Here is a 24940-nt window from a genome sequence, read left to right on the forward strand (position 1 = left end):
ACACGGTGCGTGCTGATGGGCGCGCCCGTGCGGGAGGACACCCGCCTTTCCCTCTGGCAGCGCGTGCGCACCTACGCCGTGCCGCCCGCCACGATCGAGACCGCCACCGCCCGCCGCCTCGCCGGCGACTGGGCCGGTGCCTGCGCCGCGGCCGGCGTGGACCTCGACCTGACCCCCCGGGCCCTGGCCCGGACCCACGGCACCGAGCTCGCCGCCCGCGTGCGCGCCGACCTCCGCCGCCTCGCCCCCGACCTGCTCCGCTGGCACCTGCCGCGAACCGCCGAGGACGGCCTGCTCCGCCCCGGACTCACCGTCACCCTGGCCGTCTACGACCGGCACGAGGCCCCCGGCGGCGGGCCGCCGCGCCCCGTCCACCTGGTGGCCCGCACCGCACCCGCCTGGGCCGACGCCGGACAGCGGATCTCCCTCGCCCTCTGGGAGGGCCCGCCCGCCGGCCGGGACCCGCGCGGATGGAGCGCGGACGGCCCCGGCGCTGCCGCCCATCCCCACCCGCACCCCAGCCGGCGCTTCCGGCTCGACCTCCACCGTCACCTGTGGGACGCGACCCGGGCCGGGGAGCTCCGCGGCCGGTCCGGCGCCGACCTGCTGCCCGCCCTCCCGGCCGCGCCCGACGACCCGCCGGGACCCGGATGGGCGGTGCACCGGTGGGCCGCCGAGGCCCGCCTGCTGCTCGCCGCCGACGGCCGGGGCGACGCCCCCGTCCTCGTACGCCTCGGGGCCCGGCGGCGGCTCCTCCTCGCGCCGGACCCGGACGGGACGCTCCGCACCGCGCCGGCGCCGGGACGGGGGCGGGCCGCACCGGGCGCGCCGGGGGACCGGGACGCCCGGTGGCCGGCCGTGCTTCCCGACGCGGCCGTCTGGATCCCGCCCGACCTCGCGCTGCTCCGCGCCGGCCTGGTCACCCCCGACGACCTCCACCCGCTCGTCGCCGCGGCCCTGGTCCCCGGCCACCGGCCGGACCCCGCCGCCCGGCACGCGGCGGCGGACGACGCGGACGCGGTGCGGACGGTGGAGTGCCAGGGGGGCACGCACCGCATCGGCCTCGTCGACGGCGTACTCGCGCCGCTCGACCACGACCCGGCCGAACTCCGCCGCGAGGAGCTCCTCGTCGCCCTCTCCGGCACGCCCCTGCCCTGCCTGCGGGCGATCGACGAGGCGCACCGCAGCCCCACCTGCCTCACCGGCGTCCGCGAGCGCCTCGCCCACGGCGACACGGCCGGCGCGCTCGCCGTCGTCGAGGCCCTGCTCGGCCCCGGCGCCGCCCTGCGCGACGGTCCCCTGCGCGAGGCCCTCGAACGCGCCGCGACCCGCAGGCTCCTGCACGGGCTCTACCGGGCGGGGCTGCGCGCCACCGGCCCCGACGACGTCCCCGAACCCCCGCCCGCCCCCGGGTCCGGCCCGGGCGGCGGCCGCCCCCGGCCACCCCGGGGCCACCGCCGCGCCGCCCGCACGGCCCGCCGCCTCGCCCGCCGAGGCCACCCCCGCCACGCCCACCTCCACTGACCCGTCCCCGCCACGCCCCGAGGCGCGCCGTGCTCCTGGGCGTACCGCCTTCCTGGGCGTACCGCCTTCCGAGGCGCACCCCGCCCCGAAAAGCGCCGCCCCGCCCCGCACCACCCGCCCCGCACCACCCGCGGCGCGCCGCAAAGGCGGCGTGCCCGCCGTCCCCCTCCCGTGCCCGCCGTCCCCCTCCCGTGCCCCGGCACGCCCGCGTCCCCTCCAGGTGATGACCCATGCGCACCCCCGCCCCCGCGAACCCCGCCCCGCTCGACGTCGCCGCCGACCTCCTCGCCCTCCTGGGCGACACCCGCACCGAGCCACGCTCCGACGGCCAGCTGGAGGCGCTGACCCTCGCCGTCGCCGCCGACCTGCCCGTCCTCCTCTGGGGCGAGCCCGGCATCGGCAAGACCGCGGCCCTCACCCGGCTCGCCGAGGAGCTCGACCTGCCGCTGACCACCGTCATCGCCAGCGTCCACGAGCCGACCGACTTCTCCGGGCTGCCCGTCCTCGGCGACGACCCCGCCGTGCGCGGGGTGGCGATGGCGCCGCCGGACTGGGCCGTCCGCCTGGTCCGGGAAGGACGGGGCCTGCTCTTCCTCGACGAGCTGTCCACCGCCCCGCCCGCCGTCCAGGCCGCCCTCCTCCGGCTCGTCCTGGAACGCAGGGTCGGCGCCCTCGTCCTCCCGCCCGGGGTGCGGATCGTGGCCGCCGCCAACCCCCGCGCCTCCGCCGCCGACGGATGGGAGCTGAGCGCCCCGCTCGCCAACCGGTTCGTCCACCTGCGCTGGACCCACGAGCACGAGGTCGTCGTCCGGGGCCTCGGCGGCACCTGGCCCCGCGCGGTCCTGCCCGGCCTCGACCCGGCGCGCCTCCCCGAGGCGGTGGACCGCGCCCGCCGGGCGGTCTGCGGACTGCTCGGCGCGCGGCCGACGCTCGTCCACCGGCTCCCGGGGGAGGAGACCCGCCGGGGCGGGCCCTGGCCCTCGCCCCGCAGCTGGGACATGACGCTGCGGCTCGTCGCCTTCGCCGCCGTCGCCGGCTCCTCCCGCGAGGTCCTCTCCCTCCTCGTCCGGGGCACCGTCGGGGACGGCCCCGGCTTCGAACTCCTCGCCTGGCTGGACCGGATGGACCTCCCCGACCCCGAGGAACTCCTCGCCGACCCGGCCGGATCCGTCCTCCCCGAACGCGGCGACCGGCGCCAGGCCGCGCTCGAAGGCGTCGTGGCCGCCGTCCGCGAACGCCCCTCCCGGGACCGCTGGAACGCCGCCTGGGCCCTGCTCGCCCGCGCCGTCGAGACCGGCCCGCCGGACCTCGTCGTCGTGCCCGCCACCTCGCTCGCCGCGCTCCGGCGCGACGACTGGGACGTGCCCGTGGCCATCGAACGCCTCGCGGGCGCCGTCGATCTCTCCCGTCGCGCGGTCCGGCCGGCCGCCGCGCAGGGACGCCGATGAGCACCCCCGCCGCCGCCCCGGTCCCGCCCGGACAGGCCCTCGACCGCGAGAAGCTCCACACCGCCCGCCTGTACGCCGTCCGCGTCCGGCCCTACCTGGCCACCGCCCTCTTCGCCCTGCGGGTCGTGCCCACCCGGAGCGTCCCCACCATGGGCGTCGACCGGCACTGGCGGATGTACGTCTCCCCGGCCTTCGTCGACCGCACGCCGATGCGGGAGCTCGCCGGCGTCTGGGTCCACGAGGTGGCCCACCTCCTCCGCGACCACCACGGACGCGGCGACCGCCTCGCCCGCGACCTCGGCCGCGACGGCGAGGCCGAACGCCTCCGCGTCAACATCGCCGGCGACTTCGAGATCAACGACGACGTCTACGGCGACGGCCTCCCGCGCCCCGCCGGAGCCCTCCGGCCCGAGATGCTCGACCTGGCCCCCGGGCTGCTGATGGAGGACTACCTCAGGGCGGTGCGCCTCGTGCCCCGTACCCCCGCGATGGCCTGGCTCGACTGCGGAAGCGGTGCCGACGGGCGCGACCGGGCGTGGGAACTCGGCCCCGACGGCGCCGACGGGCTCACCCCCCAGGAGCGCGAAGCCGTCGTGTACCGCGTGGCCCAGGGGATCGACGGGCACCCCGGCACCGCCCCCGCGGGCTGGAGGCGCTGGGCCGAGGAGGTCTGCCACCCGCCCCAGCCCTGGCGCGAGCTCCTCGGCGCGGCCCTCCGCGCCGCCGTCTCCGCGGCCGGGGCGGGCGACGACTACACCTACCGGCGTCCCGCCCGCCGCGCCGCCTCCCTCCCCGGCGTCGTCCTCCCGGGCCTCCGCCGCACCCCGCCGCGCGTCGGCGTCGTCATCGACACCTCCGGCTCCGTCTCCGACACCGAACTCGGCAGCGCCCTCCTGGAGGTCGCCGCGATCACCCGTGCCCTCGGCGGCCGCCGGGACCTCGTCACCGTCATCGCCTGCGACGCCGCCGCCCACACCGCCTCACGCCTCTGCGCCGACGCCGAGATCCCCCTCGTCGGAGGCGGCGGCACCGACCTCCGCGCCGGCTTCTCCCGCGCCCTCCGCCTCAGCCCCCGTCCCGACGTCCTGGTCGTCCTCACCGACGGCCAGACGCCCTGGCCCGCCGCCGCCCCCTCCTGCCGCACCGTCGTCGGCCTCTTCCCCCGCCCGCCCGTCACGCGCCCCGGCGACGAGGAGGACGAGTTCCTGCGCACGCCGCCGGCGTGGGCGAGGACGGTCGAGATCGGATGACGGCCCGTCGCTCCCGGATCCCGGATCCCGAATCCAGGGCCGGGAGGAGACGGTCTTCCGGGTTCGGGACCCGGGGTGTTCGGGACCCGGGGTGTTCGGGAGTTCGGGTGTCCGGGACCCCGGCCCCCGTCGTCCGGGACCCTCGGGACAACCGGTACCGGTGGTTTCGGATCCCGGCCCCGACGGCCGGGGTCCCGTCCGCCCCGCCGCGCGTAGCCTGGCCCCATGAGGCAGGACGCCGATCCCGGGCTCTTCGGGCCCCGCTCCGTGACCTGGCAGCTGCACGGCGACCCGGTGATGTGGATCGCCGGGGTGCGGGCCCTGTACCTCCAGGCCCTGCACCCCGTCGCCGTGCGCGGAGTCATGATCAACAGCAGCTTCCGGGAGGACCCCTGGGGGCGGCTGATGCGCACGGCGGGCTTCGTCGGGACGCTCAGCTACGGGACCCGGGAGGCGGCCGAGGCGGCGGGCGCGCGGGTGCGCCGGATCCACCGCCTCCTCGGCGTGGACGACCCGCGCCTGCTGCTCTGGGTCCACTGCGCCGAGATCGACTCGTACGTCTCCGTCGCCCGCCGCTCGGGACTCCCGCTCACCGGGGAGCCCGCCGACCGCTACGTGGACGAACAGCGCACCTCCGCGCGGCTCGTGGGGCTCGACCCGGCGACCGTGCCGGCCACCGAGCAGGGGCTCGCCGCGTACTTCGACGCCGTCCGCGGGGAGCTCGCCGCCGGCGAGGACGCCCGCGCCGTCCTCGACTTCCTGCGCAGGCCGCCCGTGCCGCCCGCGCTGGCCGCCGGTCGGGCCCTCGTCTGGCGGCGGGTCAGCTCGCTGGCGTACGCCACCCTGCCGGAATGGGCCCACGAGCTCTACGGCAGGCCCGTGCCGCCCGCCGCGACCGTCACCCGGCGCCTCGTCTCCACCGCCCGTCTGCTGCGCCGCGTCCCGGCGACGCTCCGGTGGCGGCTCCCGCCCGGCCACATCCTCCGCGCCATGGAGCGGCTCGGCCCCGCCACCCGGCCCGACCCGTACACACTGTCCGACCGGGCGGCCATACTGGACAGGCCGGAGAGCGTGCACGGAATCGACGGGGGCGACGGCACACGATGGGGGACATCAGACTGATCCAGGGGCGCTACCGCCTGCACGAGGTCATCGGCCGCGGCGGCATGGGCGAGGTGTGGCGCTCCACCGACGAGGCGCTGGGCCGCGGGGTCGCGGTCAAGTGCCTGAAACCGCTGGGCCCGCACCAGGACGCGGGCGTCCAGACCGTGGTGCGCGAGCGGTTCCGCCGCGAGGCGCGGGTCGCGGCCGCGCTCCAGCACCGGGGCATCACCGTCGTCCACGACTTCGGGGAGTACGAGGGAGTGCTCTTCCTCGTCATGGAGCTGCTGGAGGGCCGGAACCTCAGCCAGCTCCTCGCCGCCAACGCGCGCAACCCCCTCCCGGTCCACGAGGTCGTCGACATCGCCGACCAGGTCGCCGACGCCCTCGAGTACACCCACCGGATGGGGATCGTCCACCGCGACCTCAAGCCCGCCAACATCATGCGGCTGCGCGACGGCACGGTGAAGATCTGCGACTTCGGGATAGCGCGCCTCGGCGCCGACATGGGCTTCACCTCGCGGCTCACCGGCACCGGCATCGCCATGGGCACCCCCCACTACATGTCGCCGGAGCAGATCGGCGGCGGCGACATCGACCACCGCAGCGACCTCTACTCTCTCGGCTGCGTCCTGTACGAACTCGCCACCGGGGCGCCGCCGTTCGACCTCGACGACTCCTGGGCGGTGCTCGTCGGCCACCGGGACACCATCCCGAGCCCGCCGCGCGCCCACCGCTCCGAGCTGCCCGACTACTTCGACCGGCTCGTCGTCGACCTGCTCGCCAAAGTGCCCGACCAGCGCCCGCGCGACGCCTCCGACCTGCGCCGCCGGATCGTGGACGGCCGCACGCTCGGCGGCCGGGGACACACCCTGCCGTTCCCCTCCGACCCGCCGGACCCCACCGACGGTGCGGGCGCCGTCCCCGTACCGGAGCACGGCGGCCCGCCCGCCTGGGCCCGGGACGTCACCGGCGGACCGCGTCCGGCCGTGCCCGGCGCGCCCCGTCCCGCCGGCCACGACCCGGCCGCGGCCGTCCTCACCACCGAGTGGACCACCGCCGGGCCGGGCCCGGCGGGCCACGGCGGGGCCGCCCGCCCCACGGCGGACGCCACTCCCGAGCTGCTCGCCGTGCTCGCCGCCCGCCACCGCGCGGGCCTCGGCCTCGGCCGCCTCGGCCGCTGGAACGAGGCGGAGCAGCTGCACCGCTCCGTCGCCGGGGACCGGACCCGGGTCCTCGGGCCGGACCACCCCGACACCCTGGCCAGCACCTACGAGGTCGCCTTCGCCCTGGGACGGCTCGGGCGCACGGCGGAGGCCCTGGAGGCCTTCGAGCGCGTCGCCGAGGCCCGGGCCCGCACCCTGGGCCCCGACCACCCCGACACCCTGGCGGCACGCCAGGAGCGGGCCTACACCCTCGGCCGCCTCGGCCGCCACGCCGAGGCCCACGCGCTGTACGCCGAGGTCCTCGCGGCCCGGGAGCGCACCGCCGGAGCCGACCACCCCGACACCCTGCGGTGCCGCCACAACCTCGCGTACACCCTCGCCCGGCTCGGGCGCCTGGAGGAGTCGTACCGCACCGCCCTGTCGGTCGCCGACACCCGCACCCGGCTGCTCGGCGCCGACCACCCCGACACCCTCGTCACCCGGCACGAACTCGCCCACACCCTGGGGCGCCTGGGCCGTGCCGAGGAGGCCCTCGACCAGTACCGCGCGGTGGCCGAGGGGCGGGCCTCGTCGCTGGGCCCGGACCATCCGGACACCCTCGCGGCCCGCTACGAGACCAGCGCCTGTCTCGGCCGCCTCGGCCGGGCCGCCGACGCCCTCGCCGTCTGCCGGGACCTGGTCGCCGTCCGCACCCGCACCCAGGGTGCCGACGCCCCGGAGACCCTGCGGGTCCGGCACGCCCTCTCCGTCCACCTCGCCCGCCTCGGCCGCTGGCAGGAGGCGCTCGACACCGCCCAGGCGGTGCACGCCGCCCGGCGGCGGGTGCTGGGCCCGGACCACCCCGACACCCTGCGCAGCCGCCGCGAGGCCGCCGTCTTCCTCGGCCGCCTCGGCCGCTGGGAGGAGGCGCTCGCCCCGCTGCGCTCGCTCGCCGAGGCGCGTGGCCGGACCCTGGGCCCGCTCCACCCGGACACCCTCTCCGCCCTCGCCGACCTCACCCACTGCCTCGACCGGCTCGGCCGCCACACCGAGGCCGACGCCGTCCGGCGCGGCGCCGGCGCGCCGTCCGACGGCCCCGGACCCGCCGGGCCGAGCACTCCGGGCCGGCCGTGAAACCGGCCCCGGCCGCGCTGATTTAATGAACGATGTGATCATCGACCCCCTCGGTGCCCCCGCCCCCGCGCCCCGCACGCCCGCCACCGGCCCGGCCCCCGGGCCCGCCCGGGCCGACGTCGACCTGTGGCAGCTCCGCGTGGACCACCTCGCGGAGGATGAGCTCGATCCCTCCGAGCTCGACGCCGAGGAGCGCGTGCGCCTCGCCGGGCCCCTGCGGGTCGCGGACCGCCTCCGGTACGGCGTCGGGCACATCGCGCTGCGCCGTCTCCTCGCGCCCCGCCTGGGCGTCGCGCCCGCCGAGGTCGTCTACCGCCGGGAGCCCTGCCCCGGCTGCGGCGCCCCGCACGGCCGGCCGGCCGTCGAAGGCCCGCCCGGCGCCCCGCACTTCTCCCTCTCGCACAGCGGCGACGTGGTCCTCATCGGCATCGCGGCCCGGACCGTCGGCGTGGACGTCGAGGGCTTCCCCAAGGCCGCCACCGTCCGCGAGGTGACCCCGGCCCTCCACCCGCTGGAACGGGCCGAGATCACCGCCGCCGGGGAGACCCCCGAGGCGTTCGCCCGCGTCTGGAGCCGCAAGGAGGCCTACCTCAAGGGCCTCGGCATCGGCATGGCCCGCTCCCTCGACAAGGACTACCTCGGCGAGCACGACCCCTCCGCCCTCCCCGAGGGGTGGGACGTCCGCAGCGTGCCCACCGCCGACGGACACGCGGCGGCCGTCGCCGTCGCGGGCCCGCTCGGACTCGTCCGTACGAGTTGGCTTCCGGCCTCCTTCGTCACCGCCGGATCCGTCGGCACACCCGCCTGAGCAGCGGCGACGCCCCGGCGTGAAGCTGAACTGCGAGCGCGCTTAAGAAAACCTCGATGGACCGCGAGCCCCCGGTACGGAAGATTCGTTCCCGAGGATCTTGGGCACGCGCGCGTGCCCTGACCCGTACATCACAGGACACGCACGTCGGGAGCCGTGGCATTGAAGGCGTTGGTCAAGCTGAAGGCGGAGCCGGGACTCTGGCTCACGGACGTGCCCGAGCCGGAGACCGGCCCCGGGGACGTACTGATCAAGGTCAAGCGGACCGGGATCTGCGGTACCGACCTGCACATCCGCTCCTGGGACGGCTGGGCCCAGAGGACCATCGCGACGCCGATGACCATCGGCCACGAGTTCGTCGGTGAGGTCGTCTCCGTCGGGCGCGACGTCTCCGACATCGCCGTCGGCGACCTGGTCAGCGGCGAGGGCCACCTCGTCTGCGGCAAGTGCCGCAACTGTCTCGCCGGCCGCCGCCACCTCTGCCGCGCCACCGTCGGCCTCGGCGTCGGCCGCGACGGCGCCTTCGCCGAGTACGTGGCGCTGCCCGCCTCCAACGTGTGGGTGCACCGCGTCCCGGTCGACCTCGACGTCGCCGCGATCTTCGACCCGTTCGGCAACGCCGTCCACACCGCCCTCTCCTTCCCCCTGGTGGGCGAGGACGTCCTGGTGACCGGCGCGGGCCCGATCGGCATCATGGCGGCCGCCGTCGCCAAGCACGCCGGCGCCCGCAACGTCGTCATCACCGACGTCAGCGAGGAGCGCCTCGACCTCGCCCGCAAGACCGGCGTCTCGCTCGCCCTCAACGTGGCCGAGAAGACCATCGCCGACGGCCAGCGCACCCTCGGGCTGAAGGAGGGCTTCGACGTCGGCCTGGAGATGTCCGGCAACCCGCACGCCATGCGCGACATGATCGCCAACATGACCCACGGCGGGAAGATCGCCATGCTCGGCCTGCCGAGCGAGGACTTCGCCGTCGACTGGGCGAAGATCGTCACCTCGATGATCACGGTCAAGGGCATCTACGGCCGCGAGATGTTCGAGACCTGGTACGCCATGTCCGTCCTCCTGGAGGGCGGGCTCGACCTCTCCCCGGTCATCACCGGCCGGTACGACTTCACCGACTACGAGGCGGCCTTCGACGACGCCGCCTCCGGCAAGAGCGGCAAGATCATCCTCGACTGGACTGCGGGAGCCTGACCCATGTTCGATTCCGTACGCGACGACGTCCGCGCCACCCTCGAAGAGATCCGCGCGGCCGGCCTCCACAAGCCCGAGCGCGTCATCGGCACCCCCCAGTCCGCGACCGTCGAGGTCACCGCGGGCGGCCGCCCCGGCGAGGTGCTGAACTTCTGCGCCAACAACTACCTCGGCCTCGCCGACCACCCCGAGGTCGTCGCCGCCGCCCACGCGGCCCTCGACCGCTGGGGCTACGGCATGGCCTCGGTCCGCTTCATCTGCGGCACGCAGGAGGTGCACAAGGAGCTGGAGGCCCGCCTCTCGGCCTTCCTCGGCCAGGAGGACACGATCCTCTACTCCTCCTGCTTCGACGCCAACGGCGGCGTCTTCGAGACCCTCCTCGGCGCCGAGGACGCGGTCGTCTCCGACGCCCTCAACCACGCCTCCATCATCGACGGCATCCGCCTCTCCAAGGCCCGCCGCTTCCGCTACGCCAACCGCGACATGGCCGACCTGGAGCAGCAGCTCAAGGAGGCCACCGAGGGCGGCGCCCGGCGCAAGCTCATCGTCACCGACGGCGTCTTCTCCATGGACGGGTACGTCGCCCCGCTCGCCGACATCTGCGACCTGGCCGAGCGCTACGACGCCATGGTCATGGTCGACGACTCGCACGCCGTCGGCTTCGTCGGCGCCGGCGGCCGCGGCACCCCCGAGCTGCACGGCGTCATGGACCGCGTCGACATCATCACCGGCACCCTCGGCAAGGCCCTCGGCGGCGCCTCCGGCGGCTACGTCGCCGCCCGCGCCGAGATCGTCGCCCTGCTGCGCCAGCGCTCCCGCCCGTACCTCTTCTCCAACACCCTCGCCCCGGTCATCGCCGCCGCCTCCCTCAAGGTCCTCGACCTCCTGGAGTCCGCCGGCGACCTGCGCGACAAGCTCAACGCCAACACCGCGCTCTTCCGCGGCCGCATGACCGAGGAGGGCTTCGACATCCTCCCCGGCGACCACGCCATCGCCCCCGTGATGATCGGCGACGCCGCGGAGGCCGGGAAGATGGCCGAGCTGCTCCTGGAGCGCGGCGTGTACGTGATCGGCTTCTCGTACCCGGTCGTCCCGCAGGGCGCGGCCCGCATCCGGGTCCAGCTCTCGGCGGCCCACTCCACGGAGGACGTGAACCGCGCGGTGGACGCCTTCGTGTCGGCCCGCGAGGAACTCCGCGGCTGACTCCCCGGCCCCGGGAGACCCGGCCCCGCTTTCCGGGCTCCCGGGTCCTCCGGGGCACGAGCCCTGCCCGGGGCCTGGGAGACTGGGCACATGATCGAAGCACGGCGGTTGCACATCCTCCGCGCGGTGGCCGACCACCGCACGGTCACGGCGGCGGCCGCCGCGCTGTACCTCACCCCCTCCGCCGTCTCGCAGCAGCTCGCGGCCCTGGAGCAGGAGACGGGCCACCGGCTCGTCGACCGCAGCGCCAGAGGGGCCCGGCTCACCCCGGCGGGGGAGATCCTCCTCGGCCACGCCAACGCCGTCCTCGCCCAGCTGGAGCGGGCGGAGGCGGCGCTCGCCGCCTACGGCTCGGGCCAGGCGGGCACCGTCACGGTGGCCGCCTTCGCCACCGGCATCGGGCTCGTCGTCGCCCCGGCCATAGCGGACCTCGCGGCCACGGCGCCGGGGATCCGGGTCCGGGTGCGGGACGCCGAAGGGGACGCGAGCCTGCTGATGGTGCTGGACCGGCAGGTGGACGTGGCCGTGGCCGTCGAGTACCGGGGAGCCCCCGGCGAGGACGACGACCGGCTCACCCGGATGCCGCTCTACGCGGAGCCCTTCGACGTCGTGCTCCCGCCCGGCCATCCCCTCGGGGGCGGCGACCGCGTCGCCCTCGCCGACCTCGCCAAGGACGCCTGGATCGGCCAGTCCGCGGGCAACCCCTGCCACGACGTGACCGTTCTGGCCTGCGAGTACGCCGGGTTCGCACCCCGCTTCGAACACGTCTCGGACGACTTCCGGGCCGTCGTCGCGCTCGCCGCCGCCGGCGCGGGGGCGGCACTCGTGCCCCGCTCGGCGCTGCGCGGCACGGACCTCACGGACGTGGTGGTCCGCCCCGTCGAGGGCGCCGCGCCCACCCGCAGGGTCTTCGCGGCCGTACGCAGGGGGGCCGAGGACCACCCCCTCATCGCCCCCGTCCTGACCGCGCTCCGCGCGGCGGCGGCCCCGGGCCCCGGCACGCCCTGAGCCCGGGGAGCCCGGCGGCACAGGCCCTGTCGGTCCCGGTTGCTAGCGTCACCACCATGGCGAACCGTTCCTACCTCTACTCCGCGGACTCGATGCCGAACGAGGCAGAGCTCCCCCGGCGGATCCGATGCGTGTCCGAGCACAGCGGGGACGTCCCCCTCGCGCACAAGCTCATGGCCGGCCGCGGGACGACGGTCGTCCCGTCCATGATCTGGAACCCCCCGATCGGCATCGCCGCGGAGTACGCCGAGGGCGCGGCCCTCCTCCGCCAGCTGCTGCGCGTGGTCGGCGAGGGCCTGGAGGACGACGCGGAGTTCGCCGAGTGCGTCGCCCGGACCACGGCCCACCTGGAGAAGCAGCGGGCCGGGTACGCCGTCCTCGAAACCGGGGAGATCGTCTCGATGACGGGCGACGATCCGGTGGCGAGCGTGCGGCGGCTGGTCTCCGAGGACATCCCCGGCGCCGTCGCCCGGGCCGAGGCGGCGATCGCCGGCCGGGACGACGCCTGGCTGGCCTCGGTCCGGGCCGACTGGCAGCGGCACTTCGCGTCCTTCTACGCCGAGGCGCTCTACTTCTCCTTCCCCGGCTGACGGGACCCGCGGCGCCGACGGGACCCGCGGCGCGGGCCCGGCCCTCCCCGGCCGGGCAGGGCCCGGAAGAGGCGGACTAGCTCCGGAGTGCCGGTTCCCCCGCGTCCGCGCGGAGGGCGCCGCCCCGCAGCAGCAGGGGCGTCGCCAGCAGCAGGACCCCCGCGGCGGCCAGCGCGGTCCGCGGGCCGGTGACGGCGGCGAGGAGGCCCCACAGGGCGGTCGTGGCGGCGATGGACAGGCTCGCGCTCACCGACCAGGCGGCCAGGGTGCGGGAGAGCCTGCCGGGGTCCGTGTGGCGGAGACGGTGGGTGGCGAGGACCGGGTTGAAGACGCCGCAGGACGCCACCAGCCCGAGCTGCACGCCCATCACCACCACCATCCCCGCCGTGCCGGACGGCACGAACGCCAGCCCCAGGGACCAGCAGGAGCGCAGCACGCCGGCCACCCGGAGCACCCTGCCGTCCCCGAAGCGCGCCGCCAGCCGGGGCGCGAGGCGCGAGCCGGCCAGCCCTCCGGCGCAGGGAGCCGCGAAAACGAGCCCGTACTGCCAGGGGGAGAGGCCCAGGTCGCGCAGGAGGAGCACGGCGAGCAGCGGCTCCGAGGCCATGATCAGGCCGTTGACCGCGATGGCGTTGAGGAAGAGCGGGCGCAGCACCGGGTGGCGCAGGATGTGGCGCCAGCCCTCGAAGAGGTCCCCGGCGCGCGTCCGCCCGCCCTCCCGCCGCGCGGGTTCCGGCTCCGTCCCGCCGATCGACCGGATGCCCAGCGCGGAGAGCAGATGGCTGACGGCGTCGGCGAGGATCGTGGTGACGGGCCCGAGGAGCCCGACGGCGGCCCCGCCGAGGGGCGGTCCCGCCATCGAGGCCGTCCAGTTCGTCGCCTCGAAGCGGCTGTTCGCGACGAGGAGGTCCTCCGGCGGCACGAGCCCCTTCAGGAAGGCCCCGCTCGCCGCCCGGAACGCGATGTCCGCCGCCGCCACGACCACCGAGACGACGAGGAGCTGGACGAAGCCCAGCCACCCCAGGAGGTACGAGACGGGCACGCTGGCGAGCGCCCCGAAGCGGACCAGGTCCATCGCGACCATCACGGGCCGCTTCCGCCGGAACTCCACCCAGGGCCCCAGCGGCACCGCGAGCACGGCGCCCACCGCCCGCCCGGTCGCCGCCAGCGCCGCCACCTGGGCCGGGCCCGAGTCGAGGACGACGACCGCGAGCAGCGGGAAGGCGCCGAAACCGAGCCAGGTGCCGTACGTGCTCACCGCGTACGCGGCCCAGAGCCGTCCGAACCCCCGCCCCAGCGCCTTCCGCCCCGCCACGCCCGCACACCGCCCCGTCCGTCCGCACCGGACCCTCCGTCCGGCCGGGCCGTCGACTCTACCTCCGTCCGCGCCGCCCTCCGTCCGCCCGACCCTCCGTCCGTCCGGAACGGCCCCGACCGGACCCGTCTTCGTCCTACGCTTGCGGCGATCACGGCCACGATCGAGACGAGGGGATCCTCCATGCCGTACGAGACCGGTGCGAGGGTGAAGCTGATCAGGGACGTGCAGATCACCGGGGGCGTCCCGGCGACCGGCGGCGGTTCGGCCGGTCCGCTGTTCCTGGGCGCGGGGGCGACGGGCGTCGTCGCGGGTGCGGCGGAGGCCGCCGGAGGAGCGGTCGAGGGCGCGCTGGCGGACTTCGACCGGCGCTTCGCCGCCGGCCGGTTCGACGGGCACACCACGGGGCTGATGGAGGGGATCCGCCGGCAGATCGTCAGCCTGGGGGCGACCGTCCCCGGAGCGGGCGGGGGGATCCGGTACCGGGTGCGTTTCGAGAACGGGTTCGTCCTCGACGGGATCGAGGAGGACGCGCTGGCCCCGGCCTGAGGCCGTCCGGCCCGGGCCGGACGGCCTCAGGCCGGGTAGGTGATCGAACCCGGCGGCGGGCAGGGCAGGAGCGTCGTGCCGGCGCCGGGGCGCGCGGTGAAGGCCCGCGCCTCGGCCGCCCGCTGACGCCGGGCGTCCAGGTCGTCGGCGTCCCACGCGTCGCGCCTGGCCCGGTCGTGGTCCCACGTGCCGTCGACGAGGTCGAGCGCGACATTGCCCGAGCTGCGCTGGAACTCCGCCTTCAGGGCCGCCTGCTGGAGCGCGGTCTGGACGGCGGCGAGCTCGACGCGGGTGGCCAGGACGCCGGCGGTCTGGGGTTCCCGGGTGGGCAGCGGGACCCGGGGCAGGAGCGACACCCCGAAGTCGAGGCGGCCCACGTTGTCGACGCTCGCGGTCCGGGCCTCGCTCGCCATGAGGTTCATCTCCCGGTGCAGCCAGAGGAGCTCGTCGAAGTCGGCCTGGGTGACGCGCATCCGTCCGTACGCGACCCGGAAGCGGGGGTCCGCGTGCAGCGCCCGCCAGGGCGGGGTGTGCAGGGCGACGCAGTCGCTGTAGCCCGCCGTCACCGCGGCGTCGAGGTGGTGGACGGCCTGGTCCGGCAGACCCCGGACGCAGGCCAGGCCGCCGAGGCCCGCGTGGCCGGCGGCGACGAGCCACGCACCGTCGGGGCCCAGCGCCGAGGCGCGCGCGACGACCTCGTGGAGGCCTCCGGCGCCCGCCCCGCCGGGACCGTCGGTCAGGAGCGCGACCAGGGTGTCGTGCAGCCGGACGGTCAGTGCCTCGACGGTGTCGATCATGGATCTCCTCGGGTCTCGGTGGCGGCGTGCGCACGGCCGCGCGGGTGAACCGGCTTGCGGAGGACGGGACTTCGAGCGCCCCCGTGAGCAGGGCGGGCGGACGGGGCGAGTGGTTCCTGCCCGGCCCGCGCCGGATCAGTCCGCCGACGGGCGCCAGCCGTCCGCTGCGAGGCGGGACGCGTCCGCCGCCCGCGCCCCGTCGAAGAGGACCCGGCCCGCGCCGTCCAGGACCCGCATCCCGGTGACGTACACCCCGCGGCCCACGGCGGGGGAGGCGGTGGCGTACCGGAAGCGGAGCCGGACCGGGGCGGCGGGCGGAAGGCCGGCGGTGAGCCGGTGCCAGCGGCGGCCGGACCAGCCGGAGGCGGTGCCGTCCGCGTGGAGGCGGGTCCCCGCGGGGGGTTCGTGCGGGGCGGTGCGGAAGGCGACCGGGCGCCAGGCCGCCGGCCTGCCGGTCGCGGCCTCCAGGACGAGGCGGTCCTCCGGCGCGGTGTCCCACCACAGCAGGCAGTCGAGCCGGGCCGCGCCCGGTCCCGTCGGGGGGAGGGCGAGGACGGCGCCCCCGGGGGCGCGCATGCCGGAGAACCAGGCCGTGGGGCCGGTGCCGGCCGGCGGACGGACCGGGATCGCGCGGGCGAGGCGGTTCGCGGCCGCCACGCGCGGGGCCGAACCGGCGCGCCAGGTGCGGACGGGGTGCACCGCGTTGGCGAGGAGGACCAGGAACGCGCCGGAGTCCGGGGCGAGGACGAGGCTGGTGCCGGTGAAGCCGGTGTGTCCGGCGGTGCGGGGACCGGAGAGCGCGCCCATGTACCAGCGCTGGTCCAGCTCGAAGCCGAGGCCGTGCGCGTGGCCGGGGAAGGCCTGGTTGACGTCGGTGAGGAGGAGGTCGACGGAGGAGGGGGAGAGGACGCGGGCGGAGCCGTACGCGCCGCCGTCGAGGAGCGTGCGGGCGAGGACCGCGAGGTCGCGGGCGCAGGAGAAGACGCCGGCGTGGCCGGCGACGCCGCCCATCGCGTACGCGTTCTCGTCGTGGACCTCGCCCCGCACCATGCCCCGGTCGAGCCGTGCCCAGGGGCGGCGGGCGTCCTCGGTCGCCGCCGTCACGGCCCGCCACGAGGACGGCGGTGCGAACCGGGTGCGGTGCATCCCGAGCGGAGCGGTGATCTCGTCGTGGAGCAGCCTCTCCAGACCGAGACCGGTGATCCGTTCCAGGAGCAGCTGCAGCGCGACGAGGTTGAGGTCCGAGTAGCGGTACGCCGTACCCGGCGGGTCCAGCGGGGCCTCGTCCCACAGCATCCGCAGCCGTCCCGCCCGGTCCGGCGCCTCGTACAGCGGCAGTTCCGCCCGCAGGCCCGAGGTGTGGGCGAGCAGCTGCCCGACGGTGATGCCCTCCTTGCCCGCGCGGCCGAACTCCGGCAGGCGCGCGGCGACCCGCTCCCCGAGCTCCAGCTCGCCCCGCTCGATCCGCCGCACGGCCAGGAGGGAGGTGAAGAGCTTGGTGAGGGAGGCCACGTCGAAGACCGTGTCCGGGGTCATCGGCACCCGCAGCTCCGGCGGGAGCCCGACCGCCGTGTCGCGGACCTCGTCGTACGCGGCCCAGCGCGCCGCCCAGCCGACCGCCCGGTGCAGCGCCACGGTCCGGCCCCGGCCGGCCAGCAGCACGGCGCCCGCGCACCAGGGGTGCGCCGGCGAGGGCCCGAGGAAGGCGCGCACGTCCTCGGCCATCCCCTCCAGCTCCCTCCCGAGCAGGCCGGCCTCCTCCGGCGTGCCCCACCGCAGCCGCGCCCCCGCGTCCGCCCGCCCGCGTCCCGCCTCGTCCATCCGCCGCGCCTCCCGGCACCTCGACCCCGGCCGCGCACCCCGGCCGCATCCGTACGCCCCCACCCTCCCCGACCGGACCCCCGCTCCTCCTCCGGCCCGCACGGGATCCGGCGCCAAAGAATCTGACGCTCCATCAGAAAACCTCTTCCCTCCGTCGCCCCGCTGCGGCATCCTGCCGCCCATGGAGACGGAGCTGAGTCGCACACTGGGGATCGAGCACGCCATCTTCGGCTTCACGCCCTTCCCCGCGGTCGCCGCCGCCCTCAGCCGGGCCGGCTGCTTCGGCGTCCTGGGGGCGGTGCGCTACACCGCCCCGGACGACCTCGCCCGCGACCTCGACTGGATGCAGGCGCACACCGACGGACGGCCCTACGGGCTCGACGTCGTGATGCCCGCCAAGAAGGTCGAGGGCGTCACCGAGGCCGACGTCGAGGCCATGATCCCCCCGGCGCACCGGGAGTACGTCCGGTCGGTCCTCGCCAAGCACGGGGTGCCCGAACTCGCCGAGGGCGAGGCCTCCGGATGGCGGATCACCGGCTGGATGGAGGAGGTCGCCCGCGGCCAGCTCGACGTGGCCTTCGACTACCCGATCAAGCTGCTGGCCAACGCCCTCGGCTCCCCGCCGCCGGACGTCGTCGCCCGCGCGCACGAGCACGGCGTGCTCGTCGCCGCGCTCGCCGGAAGCGCCCGGCACGCCCGCCGTCACGCGGAGGCGGGCATCGACGTCGTCGTCGCCCAGGGGTACGAGGCGGGCGGCCACACCGGGGAGATCGCCTCCATGGTGCTCACGCCGGAGGTCGTGGAGGCCGTCTCGCCGCTCCCGGTGCTCGCCGCCGGCGGCATCGGCAGCGGCGAGCAGATCGCCGCCGGACTCGCCCTCGGCGCCCAGGGGGTGTGGCTCGGGTCGATCTGGCTCACCACGACCGAGGCGGAACTCCACTCGCGCGCCCTGACCGCCAAGCTGCTCGCGGCCGGCTCCGGCGACACCGTCCGGTCCCGCGCGCTGACCGGCAAGCCCGCCCGCCAGCTCCGCACCGAGTGGACCGACGCCTGGGAGGACCCGGCCGGACCCGGCCCCCTGCCCATGCCGCTGCAGGGGCTGCTGGTCGCCGAAGCCGTCTCCCGCATCCAGAAGTACGAGGTCGACCCGCTGCTCGGCACCCCGGTCGGGCAGATCGTCGGCCGGATGAACTCCGAGCGCAGCGTGCGCCAGGTCGTCGACGAGCTCACCCGGGGCTTCGAGAAGGCCGTCGACCGCATCGACCGGATCGCCGGAAGGGGACTGTGATGAGCGACGGGAATCCGAACGGCTTCTGGGCCCAGGCCGCCGCCGACCCCGGCCGCACGGCGCTGGTCGCGCCGGACGGCGAGGAGTGGTCGGCCGGCCGGCTGCTCGCCGCCGCGAACCGGATGGTGCACGCGCTGCGCGCGGCCGGCCTGGAGCGCGGCGACGCCTTCGCGGTCGTCCTGCCCAACGGCGTCGAGTTCTTCACCGCCCATCTCGCCGCCACCCAGGCCGGCTTCTACCTCGTGCCCGTCAACCACCACTTCGTGGGCGCCGAGATCGCCTGGATCGTCGCCGACTCCGGCGCCAAGGTCCTGATCGCGCACGAGCGCTTCGCCGAGGCCGCCGTCGCGGCCGCCGACGGGGCGGGCCTCCCGGCCGGCGGGCGGTACGCGGTCGGGGCGGTGCCCGGCTTCCGCCCGTACGCCGAACTCCTCGACGGGCAGCCCGGGTCGGCGCCCGCCGACCGGACGCTCGGCTGGGTCATGAACTACACCTCGGGGACCACCGGCCGCCCCCGGGGCATCCGCCGGCCGCTCTCCGGACGCCTCCCCGAGGAGTCCCACCTCGGCGGCTTCCTCGGCATCTTCGGCATCCGCCCCTTCGACGCCCACGTGCACCTGGTCTGCTCGCCGCTCTACCACACCGCGGTCCTGCAGTTCGCGGCCGCGGCGCTGCACATCGGGCACCCGCTCGTCCTCATGGACAAGTGGGCGCCGGAGGAGATGCTGCGGCTGATCGACGCGTACGCCTGCACCCACACCCACATGGTCCCCACCCAGTTCCACCGCCTCCTCGCCCTCCCCGAGGAGGTCCGCGCGCGGTACGACGTCTCCTCGATGCGGCACGCCATCCACGGCGCCGCGCCCTGCCCCGAGCACGTCAAGCGGGCGATGATCGCCTGGTGGGGCGGGTGCGTGGAGGAGTACTACGCGGCCAGCGAGGGCGGCGGCGCCTTCGCCACCGCCGAGGAGTGGCTGAAGCGGCCCGGCACGGTCGGCAGGGCCTGGCCGATCAGCGAGCTCGCCGTCCTCGACGACGACGGCACCCCCCTCCCGCCCGGCGAACTGGGCACCGTCTACCTGAAGATGAACACCGGCGGCTTCCGCTACCACAAGGACGAGGCGAAGACCGCCGCCGCCCGGGTCGGGGACTTCTTCACCGTCGGCGACCTCGGCTACCTCGACGAGGACGGCTACCTCTTCCTCCGCGACCGCAAGATCGACATGATCATCTCCGGCGGGGTCAACATCTACCCCGCCGAGATCGAGGCCGCGCTCCTCGCCCACCCCGCCGTCGCCGACGCCGCCGCCTTCGGCGTGCCGCACGCCGACTGGGGCGAGGAGGTGAAGGCGGCCGTCGAGACCGCCGAGGGGTACGAGGAGGGGCCGGCGCTCGCCGAGGAGATCCTGGCCCACTGCGCCGGCCACCTCGCCGGCTTCAAGCGCCCCAGGTCCCTCGACTTCGTCGCCGTCATGCCCCGCGACCCCAACGGCAAGCTCTACAAGCGCCGGCTGCGGGACCCGTACTGGGAGGGACGCGAGCGCCCGGTCTGAGCGGGCCCTCACTCCCGGGGGAGCAGCGGCCCCAGCGGCCCGAGATCGAGGTTGAGGTCCTCCAGGGCGTAGCCGTGCTCGGCGCAGAGGCCGGCCAGGGCGTCGTGGAGGGCCAGCAGGGTCGCCCCCAGCTCCTCCTCCTGCTCCTCGGTGAGGTCTCCGGCGTCCACACGGCGCAGCGCCTGGCGCTCGACGAGCTGCCGCAGGAGCTCGACGAGCGTGAGGACGAGCTTGAGGAGGTCCTCCCCGACGCGCTCCGGATCGGTGGCGACGCGGTGCGCCGGCGGCGTGTGCGCGGGATCCCCGGGAGGCGCCCGGACCAGCCGGAACGCCTGCGCGAGCACGTCCTCCGTGCCACGGGGGCCCGGGGCGGGGTCCGGGCCGGACCCCGCGGGGGGCCGGGGCGCGCGGGGGCCGTCGCCGGTCATGCCGGCCGCCCCTCGGAGTCCTGCCCGGCGGTCTCGTCGCCGACCGAGACGACGAGGGCACGCAGCGAGACGCGGACGAGGTCGATGCCGGCGACGGACAGGACGAGGTCGCCGGCGAGCACCACCCCGCCGCTGAGCAGGCGGTCCAGCAGATCCACCAGGGCTACCTGCCGCTCCGGCAACCGGTCCTCGTACCCGCCGGGGTGCCCGCCGTCGTACGGGAGGTCGTGCCGGTCGTCGTACCGACCCGCGTGCGGGGCGCTCATGACGCTTCCCGCGCGGGGGCCGGTCCCGCCTCATCGGGCCCGTCGCCGGCGGCCGGGTCCGGCCCCGACGGCGGCATGGCGAAGGAGTAGGGCGCCCAGGGGCCCGTGACCTCCACGCGCAGGTCGGGGAAGCGCTCGGCGACCCGGGCGACCGCCGCCCGGAAGGCGTCGGCCCGGGCGTCCGGGACCAGGTAGGAGGCGTTCAGCACGTTCTGCGACGGGCCACTCAGGGGCGAGCGCTGGGGAGCGTGACGGACGTGTTCCGAGGCGTGACGGGCGGCGGCCTCCGAGAGGGCGGCCGCCGCCGGACCCGCCTGCGCGTGGACGGCCTCCCTGGCCTGCCGCTGGGCCCGGCGCCGGTGCAGGTACGCCCGGCCCGGCCCGGCGGGACGCCCTTCCCCGCCGGGGACCGCCGAGTCCGTGGGTGCTGCCGGGGCGGTCCGGGAGACGGCCCCGGCGGGCGGCAGGGAGAGCTTGACGCCGTACTCGGCGTGGGCGCGGAGCGCGGCCAGCCGCCGGGCGAAGGTCTCGTGCCGCTCGGAGAGCGCCCGTCCGGCCCGGTCGCCGTCCTCGTAGACGGTCGCCATCCGGAGGGGCAGGACGGTCCCGCGGGCGGCGACGGCTCCGACCACGTCGTGGTGGGCGCGGGCGACCCGCTCCAGCCACGCGAGGTCCTCGAAGTTCCGGGTGAGGGCGGCCTCGTCGAAGTCGGCGCGCGGCACGGAGCTGACGACGAGGGCCAGCCGGCCGGGTCGCCCGGAGCCGTCGCCGTCCCCGCCGGTCTCGGACAGCAGCTCCACCCGGGCCTCCGCGACGCCCCGCAGCGCGGCGAGACGGTCGCGCAGCGGTGCCGCCGCCTCGACGACCGCGTAGACGTAGACGACGTGCCCGGCGGACCGGTCGTGTGCGACGCGGTCGTCCTGTGCGACGCGGTCGTCCTGTTCGGCGCGTTCGGCGTGTTCTTCGGGGTGGGTCACCGCTCCTCCCCGTGCTCGTGGCGGTCCGCCCCGGTCCGCCCCGCGTCCTCGTCGAAGACCGCGCGCGAGGTGTCCCGGCCGGTGATCCGGTCGTGGCGCAGTTCGTCCAGTTCGGCCCGCAGGCGCCGGTTCTCCCGCTCCAGCGCGCTCCCGGCGTGGCGGGAGGACAGGGACGGGTCGTGCTCCCACCAGTCGATGCCCATCTCCTTCGCCTTGTCCACGGAGGCGACGAGGATGCGGAGCCTGATCGTCAGCAGCTCGATGTCGAGCAGGTTGATGCGGATGTCGCCGGCGATCACGATGCCCTTGTCGAGGACCCGTTCGAGGATGTCGGCGAGACTGGACGGCTCTCCGGAGGCGTACGGCGCGGGGCCGGCGCGTGCGGGGAAGGAGCCGATGCGGCCGGGCAGGGGTTCGGACACGGGGGGCCTCGTTTCGTCGTTCAGGACGTCCGGTGCCGTTGACGCGCCAGCTCCTCCAGCCGGGCGAGGAGGGCGGCCTCGTGCTGGTCGAACGTCTCCTGGTCGATCTCTCCGGTGCGCAGTGCCTCGTTCAGGTCCGCGAGCGCCTGCCGTACGGGGGCGGGGTCGTAGTACTCCCGTTCCGCCTGCGCGAGCGCTTGCCGCGCGACCCAGACGGCGCCCCGCACCGGCTCCAGCGGGAAGGTCAGCAGGCGGCTCAGCAGCCCCATGGTCTCCTCCTCTCCGGGGGAGGGGCGGATCGCGTCCCTCAGCCCACGAAGCTGTACGGCGGCAGCGGACCGGAGAAGCGCAGGGCGGCGCCGTCGCCGAGTTCCCGATCGAGTTCCTCCCGGGTCTCCAGCAGGGCGTCCGCCCGGTCGTCCGGCACCAGCAGGGACAGATTGAGGAAGTCGCGGCCCGTCGGTTCCTGGACGACGCGATCGCGCGCGAACGGTTCCAGGGCGCGGACGAGCGCGTCGGCGGTGGTCTGCTGCCAGGCCTGCACCTGACGGGTCACGAGCTCGCCCAGGGCCAGCGGCAGCCGGGGGTCGGGGTCGCCCGCCCGGATCCGCGCGTCGAGGTCCCGCACTCCCGGCACCTCGTCCAGGGCGCGGCGCAGCAGCGGCTCCTCGTCGTCCTGGGTGGCCCGCACGTGGAACTCGGCGCAGTCCCGCAGCCGCTCCAGGGCGGAGAGGTACGCCTCGGCACCGGCCTCCAGCGCCTCGCGCACCGTGTCCTCGTCGGGGGCGAGGTGGCCGAACCGCAGCGGCAGGACGGCTCCGGCGGCCATGAGGCGCTCCTGCACCGCCTGGTGCGCGAGGAGGTCCCGCCGGGCGGGCCGGACCTCCTCCGAGACGTCGCCGACCACAGCGGCGACGGGCCCGGCGGTGACGGTGCGGGGCGGGGACGAGCCCGGTCCGACGCCCTCCAGACCGTCGAGGTCGTGCGAGGGGGACGCGGCGGTGATCGCGTACACGTAGAGGACCACGGGAGCTCACTCCCTCTCCCTGCGCGCCGGGCGCCGGGCGGCGGGGCGGCGGCGCCGGGGGGCGGGCTCCGCCTCCTCCTCCGGCTCCTGCTCCGGCTCCTCGGCTTCCTCGGCCTCTTCCTCCGGCTCCTCCTCGTCCTCGTCGTCGCGGGAGCCGCCCAGGGAGCCGGTCAGGGCTTCGACCGCGCCGCCCACCAGCCCCTTCGTCTTGCCCCGGGAGCCGCCCTCGGTCATGCCCTCGACGACCTCGGGCAGCTGCGCGGGGGCCTTCCTGCCGGATTCCAGGTCGAGCCGGTTGACGGCCTCGGCGAAGCGCAGATAGGTGTCGACGCTCGCGACGACGATGCGGGCGTCGATCTTGAGGATCTCGATGCCGACCAGGGAGACGCGCACGAAGACGTCGATCACCATGCCCCGGTCGAGGATGAGCTCCAGGACGTCGTAGAGATTGCCGCCGCCGGACCCGCCTCCCTCGCGGGCGACACCGCCGCCGCTCTGCGGCATGATCGTCATGACGCCTCCCTTCTCCTGCCTCCGTCGTTCAGTTCGGGCGTTCGGTCGCGCCGCGGTTGTAGCGGCGGACGCGCTCGAAGGAGAGCAGCTCTCCCCGAGCGTCCAGGACGACCTTGTAGCTGCCCATCACGCTCGTGGTGTCCGGGATGCGCTGCAGTTCCACGACCTCGACCCGGGCCTCCCACCCGTCCTCGACGGGCTTGAGCGAGGACACGGAGTCGGGTGCTCTGCCGAGCAGCTGTGCCAGCTGCTCGGCGGCGGAGCGCATCGCCGCCGCGGCGCCCAGGCGCCGCCGCGAACGAGCGGATTCGGCGGCCATTCGCCACCTCCTCGGGGGAGACGGCCTCACTGAAGCGGCGAGTGTCCCGTCGGACGACTTCTATGCGTCCGCGCGGCCCCTCCTCTCGTCTCCGGCCCCGTCTCCGCCGCTTCCATGTGGGTAAAACCGGTGCCCTGGGCAGTCGCGGGGGAAAGCCCCCCGGTGAAGGGACCGGTCATGCAAGACACGACCAAGATCGCGCTCGCCGCCGCGGTGGCGGGCGGTTATGTGCTGGGGCGGGCCAAGAAGGGGCGGCTGGCCTTCTCGGCCGCGACCTACCTGGCCGGCCGTCGCGTCGGACTCGACCCCGGGCAGCTGGTGCGGGAAGGGCTCTCCCGGCTCAAGGACATGCCGCAGTTCGCGGAGCTGGGCGACCAGCTGCGCGGCGAGGCGCTGGACGCCGGACGCCAAGCCCTGAGCGCCGCCGCAGACCGCAAGCTCGCCGACCTCGCCGACGTCCTCCACCACCGGACCCTCGAACTCACGAGCCCGCGCCCGTCCAGGGGCGGGCGCGGCAAGGAGGCCGAGGAGGCCGAGGAGGACGAGGAGGAGCGGTACGAGGACGAGGACGAGGAGCCGTACGAGGACGAGGAGGAGGACGAGGAGGGACAGGAGGACGAGGAGGAGCAGCCCTACGAGGACGAGGCCGAGGAGGAGGACGAGGAGGAACCGGAGGACGAACCCGAGGAGGAGCCGGAAGAGGAGCCGGAAGAGGAGGAGGCCGAGGAGGAACCGGAACGACGCCCGGCCCCGCGCCGGTCCCGCCGCCGGACGGCCCCGGCCGAGGCGGACGACGGTGAGCCGCCCGCCGCGAAGAAGCGCGCGCCCTCGAAGAAGGCTCCGGCCGGGAAGTCCCCGGCGAAGCCGGCCCCCGCGAGGAAGGCGGCGGCGAAGGAGGCCCCCGCGGAGAAGGCTCCCGCGAAGACCGCCGCCAAGAAGACCACGACCAAGAAGACCGCCGCCACGAGGACCCCGGCCGAGAAGCCCCCGGCCAGGAAGACGGCAGCCAAGAAGACGAGCGGCTCGGACTCCGCCCGCAAGCCGGCCGCGAAGAAGTCCGCGCCGAGCCGCAAGCCGGCGGCGAAGAAGTCGGCTCCGGCCCGCAAGCCGGCCGCGAAGAAGTCGGCTCCGGCCCGCAAGCCGGCGGCCAAGAAGACCGCGTCGGCCGGCAAGCCGGCGGCCGAGAAGACCGCGTCGGCGCGGAAGCCGGCCGCCAGGAAGAGCACGGCCCGCAAGCCGTCCTCGCGGAGGTAGGTC

The 24940-nt window shown here is 76.1% G+C and carries 25 protein-coding genes; 14 read left to right on the forward strand and 11 right to left on the reverse strand.

Features of this window, described 5'->3' with window-relative positions:
- The first annotated feature begins 15 nt into the window (after positions 1-15).
- The 10 genes from IE287_RS21660 to IE287_RS21705 all read left to right on the forward strand — a co-directional run bounded on the left by IE287_RS21660 (position 16) and on the right by IE287_RS21705 (position 12408).
- Positions 16-1524 (forward strand): hypothetical protein, encoded by a 1509-nt coding sequence (locus IE287_RS21660; protein WP_189850794.1) that lies wholly within the window; start codon positions 16-18, stop codon positions 1522-1524.
- A 230-nt stretch (positions 1525-1754) separates the two neighbouring features.
- Positions 1755-2972 carry an AAA family ATPase gene (locus tag IE287_RS21665; RefSeq protein WP_189850795.1) on the forward strand — a complete coding sequence of 406 codons (1218 nt, stop codon included), beginning with the start codon at positions 1755-1757 and terminating at the stop codon, positions 2970-2972.
- Positions 2969-4222, forward strand: coding sequence for a vWA domain-containing protein (locus IE287_RS21670; RefSeq protein ID WP_189850796.1), 1254 nt, complete (start codon positions 2969-2971; stop codon positions 4220-4222). The genes IE287_RS21665 and IE287_RS21670 overlap by 4 nt, the downstream gene beginning before the upstream one ends.
- Positions 4223-4447: 225 nt before the next feature.
- Entirely contained in the window at positions 4448-5344 is an 897-nt protein-coding gene (locus tag IE287_RS21675) for an oxygenase MpaB family protein (protein WP_189850797.1), read from the forward strand.
- Positions 5326-7602, forward strand: coding sequence for a serine/threonine-protein kinase (locus IE287_RS21680; protein WP_189850798.1), 2277 nt, complete (start codon positions 5326-5328; stop codon positions 7600-7602). Before IE287_RS21675 ends, IE287_RS21680 begins: the two co-directional genes overlap by 19 nt.
- A gap of 25 nt (positions 7603-7627) precedes the next feature.
- The gene (locus tag IE287_RS21685; RefSeq protein WP_189850799.1) at positions 7628-8410 is read left to right on the forward strand and encodes a 4'-phosphopantetheinyl transferase family protein; all 783 of its coding nucleotides are present in this window, start codon (positions 7628-7630) and stop codon (positions 8408-8410) included.
- 162 nt (positions 8411-8572) lie between these two features.
- Positions 8573-9607 carry an L-threonine 3-dehydrogenase gene (tdh, locus tag IE287_RS21690; RefSeq protein WP_189850800.1) on the forward strand — a complete coding sequence of 345 codons (1035 nt, stop codon included), beginning with the start codon at positions 8573-8575 and terminating at the stop codon, positions 9605-9607.
- Positions 9608-9610: 3 nt separating this feature from the next.
- The gene (locus tag IE287_RS21695) at positions 9611-10810 is read left to right on the forward strand and encodes a glycine C-acetyltransferase (RefSeq protein ID WP_189850801.1); all 1200 of its coding nucleotides are present in this window, start codon (positions 9611-9613) and stop codon (positions 10808-10810) included.
- A 90-nt stretch (positions 10811-10900) separates the two neighbouring features.
- Positions 10901-11818: a LysR family transcriptional regulator gene (locus IE287_RS21700; protein WP_189850802.1), complete on the forward strand. Its 918-nt coding sequence runs from the start codon at positions 10901-10903 to the stop codon at positions 11816-11818.
- Positions 11819-11874: 56 nt separating this feature from the next.
- Positions 11875-12408, forward strand: a complete 534-nt coding sequence (locus IE287_RS21705; protein ID WP_189850803.1) for a DUF7822 domain-containing protein — start codon at positions 11875-11877, stop codon at positions 12406-12408.
- A 76-nt stretch (positions 12409-12484) separates the two neighbouring features.
- Here IE287_RS21705 and IE287_RS21710 read toward each other — a convergent pair whose 3' ends face one another.
- On the reverse strand, positions 12485-13723 hold the full coding sequence (locus tag IE287_RS21710) for an MFS transporter (protein WP_189850804.1): 1239 nt from the start codon (positions 13721-13723) through the stop codon (positions 12485-12487).
- A 183-nt stretch (positions 13724-13906) separates the two neighbouring features.
- On the opposite strand from IE287_RS21710, the gene IE287_RS21715 reads away from it, so the two are divergent.
- Positions 13907-14272, forward strand: coding sequence for a hypothetical protein (locus IE287_RS21715; RefSeq protein WP_189850805.1), 366 nt, complete (start codon positions 13907-13909; stop codon positions 14270-14272).
- A 26-nt stretch (positions 14273-14298) separates the two neighbouring features.
- Here IE287_RS21715 and IE287_RS21720 read toward each other — a convergent pair whose 3' ends face one another.
- Together IE287_RS21720 and IE287_RS21725 are read right to left on the reverse strand one after the other, a co-directional pair.
- A complete protein-coding gene (locus IE287_RS21720; protein ID WP_189850806.1) occupies positions 14299-15069 on the reverse strand; it encodes a hypothetical protein in 771 nt (256 codons plus the stop codon).
- Positions 15070-15204: 135 nt separating this feature from the next.
- The gene (locus IE287_RS21725) at positions 15205-16890 is read right to left on the reverse strand and encodes a serine hydrolase domain-containing protein (protein WP_229883632.1); all 1686 of its coding nucleotides are present in this window, start codon (positions 16888-16890) and stop codon (positions 15205-15207) included.
- Positions 16891-17071: 181 nt separating this feature from the next.
- On the opposite strand from IE287_RS21725, the gene IE287_RS21730 reads away from it, so the two are divergent.
- Both IE287_RS21730 and IE287_RS21735 read left to right on the forward strand, forming a co-directional pair.
- Positions 17072-18178, forward strand: coding sequence for an NAD(P)H-dependent flavin oxidoreductase (locus tag IE287_RS21730; protein ID WP_189850807.1), 1107 nt, complete (start codon positions 17072-17074; stop codon positions 18176-18178).
- Complete coding sequence (locus IE287_RS21735) at positions 18178-19731, forward strand: acyl-CoA synthetase (RefSeq protein ID WP_189850808.1); 1554 nt, start codon at positions 18178-18180, stop codon at positions 19729-19731. The genes IE287_RS21730 and IE287_RS21735 overlap by 1 nt, the downstream gene beginning before the upstream one ends.
- Positions 19732-19739: 8 nt before the next feature.
- Here IE287_RS21735 and IE287_RS21740 read toward each other — a convergent pair whose 3' ends face one another.
- From IE287_RS21740 to IE287_RS21775, 8 genes are read right to left on the reverse strand one after another with little or no spacing between them, the layout of a single operon-like run.
- The gene (locus IE287_RS21740) at positions 19740-20159 is read right to left on the reverse strand and encodes a gas vesicle protein K (RefSeq protein WP_189850809.1); all 420 of its coding nucleotides are present in this window, start codon (positions 20157-20159) and stop codon (positions 19740-19742) included.
- The gene (locus IE287_RS21745; RefSeq protein ID WP_189850810.1) at positions 20156-20425 is read right to left on the reverse strand and encodes a gas vesicle protein; all 270 of its coding nucleotides are present in this window, start codon (positions 20423-20425) and stop codon (positions 20156-20158) included. Before IE287_RS21745 ends, IE287_RS21740 begins: the two co-directional genes overlap by 4 nt.
- A complete protein-coding gene (locus IE287_RS21750; protein WP_189850811.1) occupies positions 20422-21402 on the reverse strand; it encodes a GvpL/GvpF family gas vesicle protein in 981 nt (326 codons plus the stop codon). The genes IE287_RS21745 and IE287_RS21750 overlap by 4 nt, the downstream gene beginning before the upstream one ends.
- Positions 21399-21824, reverse strand: coding sequence for a gas vesicle protein (locus tag IE287_RS21755; protein ID WP_229883633.1), 426 nt, complete (start codon positions 21822-21824; stop codon positions 21399-21401). Before IE287_RS21755 ends, IE287_RS21750 begins: the two co-directional genes overlap by 4 nt.
- Before the next feature lie 20 nt (positions 21825-21844).
- Entirely contained in the window at positions 21845-22093 is a 249-nt protein-coding gene (locus IE287_RS21760; protein WP_189850812.1) for a gas vesicle protein GvpG, read from the reverse strand.
- Positions 22094-22131: 38 nt separating this feature from the next.
- Entirely contained in the window at positions 22132-22851 is a 720-nt protein-coding gene (locus tag IE287_RS21765; RefSeq protein WP_189850813.1) for a GvpL/GvpF family gas vesicle protein, read from the reverse strand.
- Between the two features lie 6 nt (positions 22852-22857).
- Positions 22858-23364 (reverse strand): gas vesicle protein GvpJ, encoded by a 507-nt coding sequence (gene gvpJ, locus IE287_RS21770; protein WP_189850814.1) that lies wholly within the window; start codon positions 23362-23364, stop codon positions 22858-22860.
- A gap of 28 nt (positions 23365-23392) precedes the next feature.
- Positions 23393-23683 (reverse strand): gas vesicle protein GvpO, encoded by a 291-nt coding sequence (locus IE287_RS21775; protein WP_189850815.1) that lies wholly within the window; start codon positions 23681-23683, stop codon positions 23393-23395.
- A 177-nt stretch (positions 23684-23860) separates the two neighbouring features.
- Here IE287_RS21775 and IE287_RS21780 point away from each other — a divergent pair, with 177 nt between their 5' ends.
- On the forward strand, positions 23861-24937 hold the full coding sequence (locus IE287_RS21780; RefSeq protein ID WP_189850816.1) for a histone protein: 1077 nt from the start codon (positions 23861-23863) through the stop codon (positions 24935-24937).
- Positions 24938-24940 lie beyond the last annotated feature (3 nt).

The sequence above is a fragment of the Streptomyces omiyaensis genome, from assembly GCF_014650895.1.
GTDB classification, from domain to species: domain Bacteria; phylum Actinomycetota; class Actinomycetes; order Streptomycetales; family Streptomycetaceae; genus Streptomyces; species Streptomyces omiyaensis.

Excerpts from the sequence above, each read along its gene's own strand:
- IE287_RS21660 (WP_189850794.1), top strand. The coding sequence starts at position 16 with ATGGGCGCGCCCGTGCGGGAGGACACCCGCCTTTCCCTCTGGCAGCGC.
- IE287_RS21665 (WP_189850795.1), top strand. The coding sequence starts at position 1,755 with ATGCGCACCCCCGCCCCCGCGAACCCCGCCCCGCTCGACGTCGCCGCC.
- IE287_RS21670 (WP_189850796.1), top strand. The coding sequence starts at position 2,969 with ATGAGCACCCCCGCCGCCGCCCCGGTCCCGCCCGGACAGGCCCTCGAC.
- IE287_RS21675 (WP_189850797.1), top strand. The coding sequence starts at position 4,448 with ATGAGGCAGGACGCCGATCCCGGGCTCTTCGGGCCCCGCTCCGTGACC.
- IE287_RS21680 (WP_189850798.1), top strand. The coding sequence starts at position 5,326 with ATGGGGGACATCAGACTGATCCAGGGGCGCTACCGCCTGCACGAGGTC.
- IE287_RS21685 (WP_189850799.1), top strand. The coding sequence starts at position 7,628 with ATGAACGATGTGATCATCGACCCCCTCGGTGCCCCCGCCCCCGCGCCC.
- IE287_RS21695 (WP_189850801.1), top strand. The coding sequence starts at position 9,611 with ATGTTCGATTCCGTACGCGACGACGTCCGCGCCACCCTCGAAGAGATC.
- IE287_RS21700 (WP_189850802.1), top strand. The coding sequence starts at position 10,901 with ATGATCGAAGCACGGCGGTTGCACATCCTCCGCGCGGTGGCCGACCAC.
- IE287_RS21705 (WP_189850803.1), top strand. The coding sequence starts at position 11,875 with ATGGCGAACCGTTCCTACCTCTACTCCGCGGACTCGATGCCGAACGAG.
- IE287_RS21715 (WP_189850805.1), top strand. The coding sequence starts at position 13,907 with ATGCCGTACGAGACCGGTGCGAGGGTGAAGCTGATCAGGGACGTGCAG.
- IE287_RS21720 (WP_189850806.1), bottom strand. The coding sequence starts at position 15,069 with ATGATCGACACCGTCGAGGCACTGACCGTCCGGCTGCACGACACCCTG.
- IE287_RS21725 (WP_229883632.1), bottom strand. The coding sequence starts at position 16,890 with ATGGACGAGGCGGGACGCGGGCGGGCGGACGCGGGGGCGCGGCTGCGG.
- IE287_RS21730 (WP_189850807.1), top strand. The coding sequence starts at position 17,072 with ATGGAGACGGAGCTGAGTCGCACACTGGGGATCGAGCACGCCATCTTC.
- IE287_RS21735 (WP_189850808.1), top strand. The coding sequence starts at position 18,178 with ATGAGCGACGGGAATCCGAACGGCTTCTGGGCCCAGGCCGCCGCCGAC.
- IE287_RS21740 (WP_189850809.1), bottom strand. The coding sequence starts at position 20,159 with ATGACCGGCGACGGCCCCCGCGCGCCCCGGCCCCCCGCGGGGTCCGGC.
- IE287_RS21745 (WP_189850810.1), bottom strand. The coding sequence starts at position 20,425 with ATGAGCGCCCCGCACGCGGGTCGGTACGACGACCGGCACGACCTCCCG.
- IE287_RS21760 (WP_189850812.1), bottom strand. The coding sequence starts at position 22,093 with ATGGGGCTGCTGAGCCGCCTGCTGACCTTCCCGCTGGAGCCGGTGCGG.
- gvpJ (WP_189850814.1), bottom strand. The coding sequence starts at position 23,364 with ATGACGATCATGCCGCAGAGCGGCGGCGGTGTCGCCCGCGAGGGAGGC.
- IE287_RS21775 (WP_189850815.1), bottom strand. The coding sequence starts at position 23,683 with ATGGCCGCCGAATCCGCTCGTTCGCGGCGGCGCCTGGGCGCCGCGGCG.
- IE287_RS21780 (WP_189850816.1), top strand. The coding sequence starts at position 23,861 with ATGCAAGACACGACCAAGATCGCGCTCGCCGCCGCGGTGGCGGGCGGT.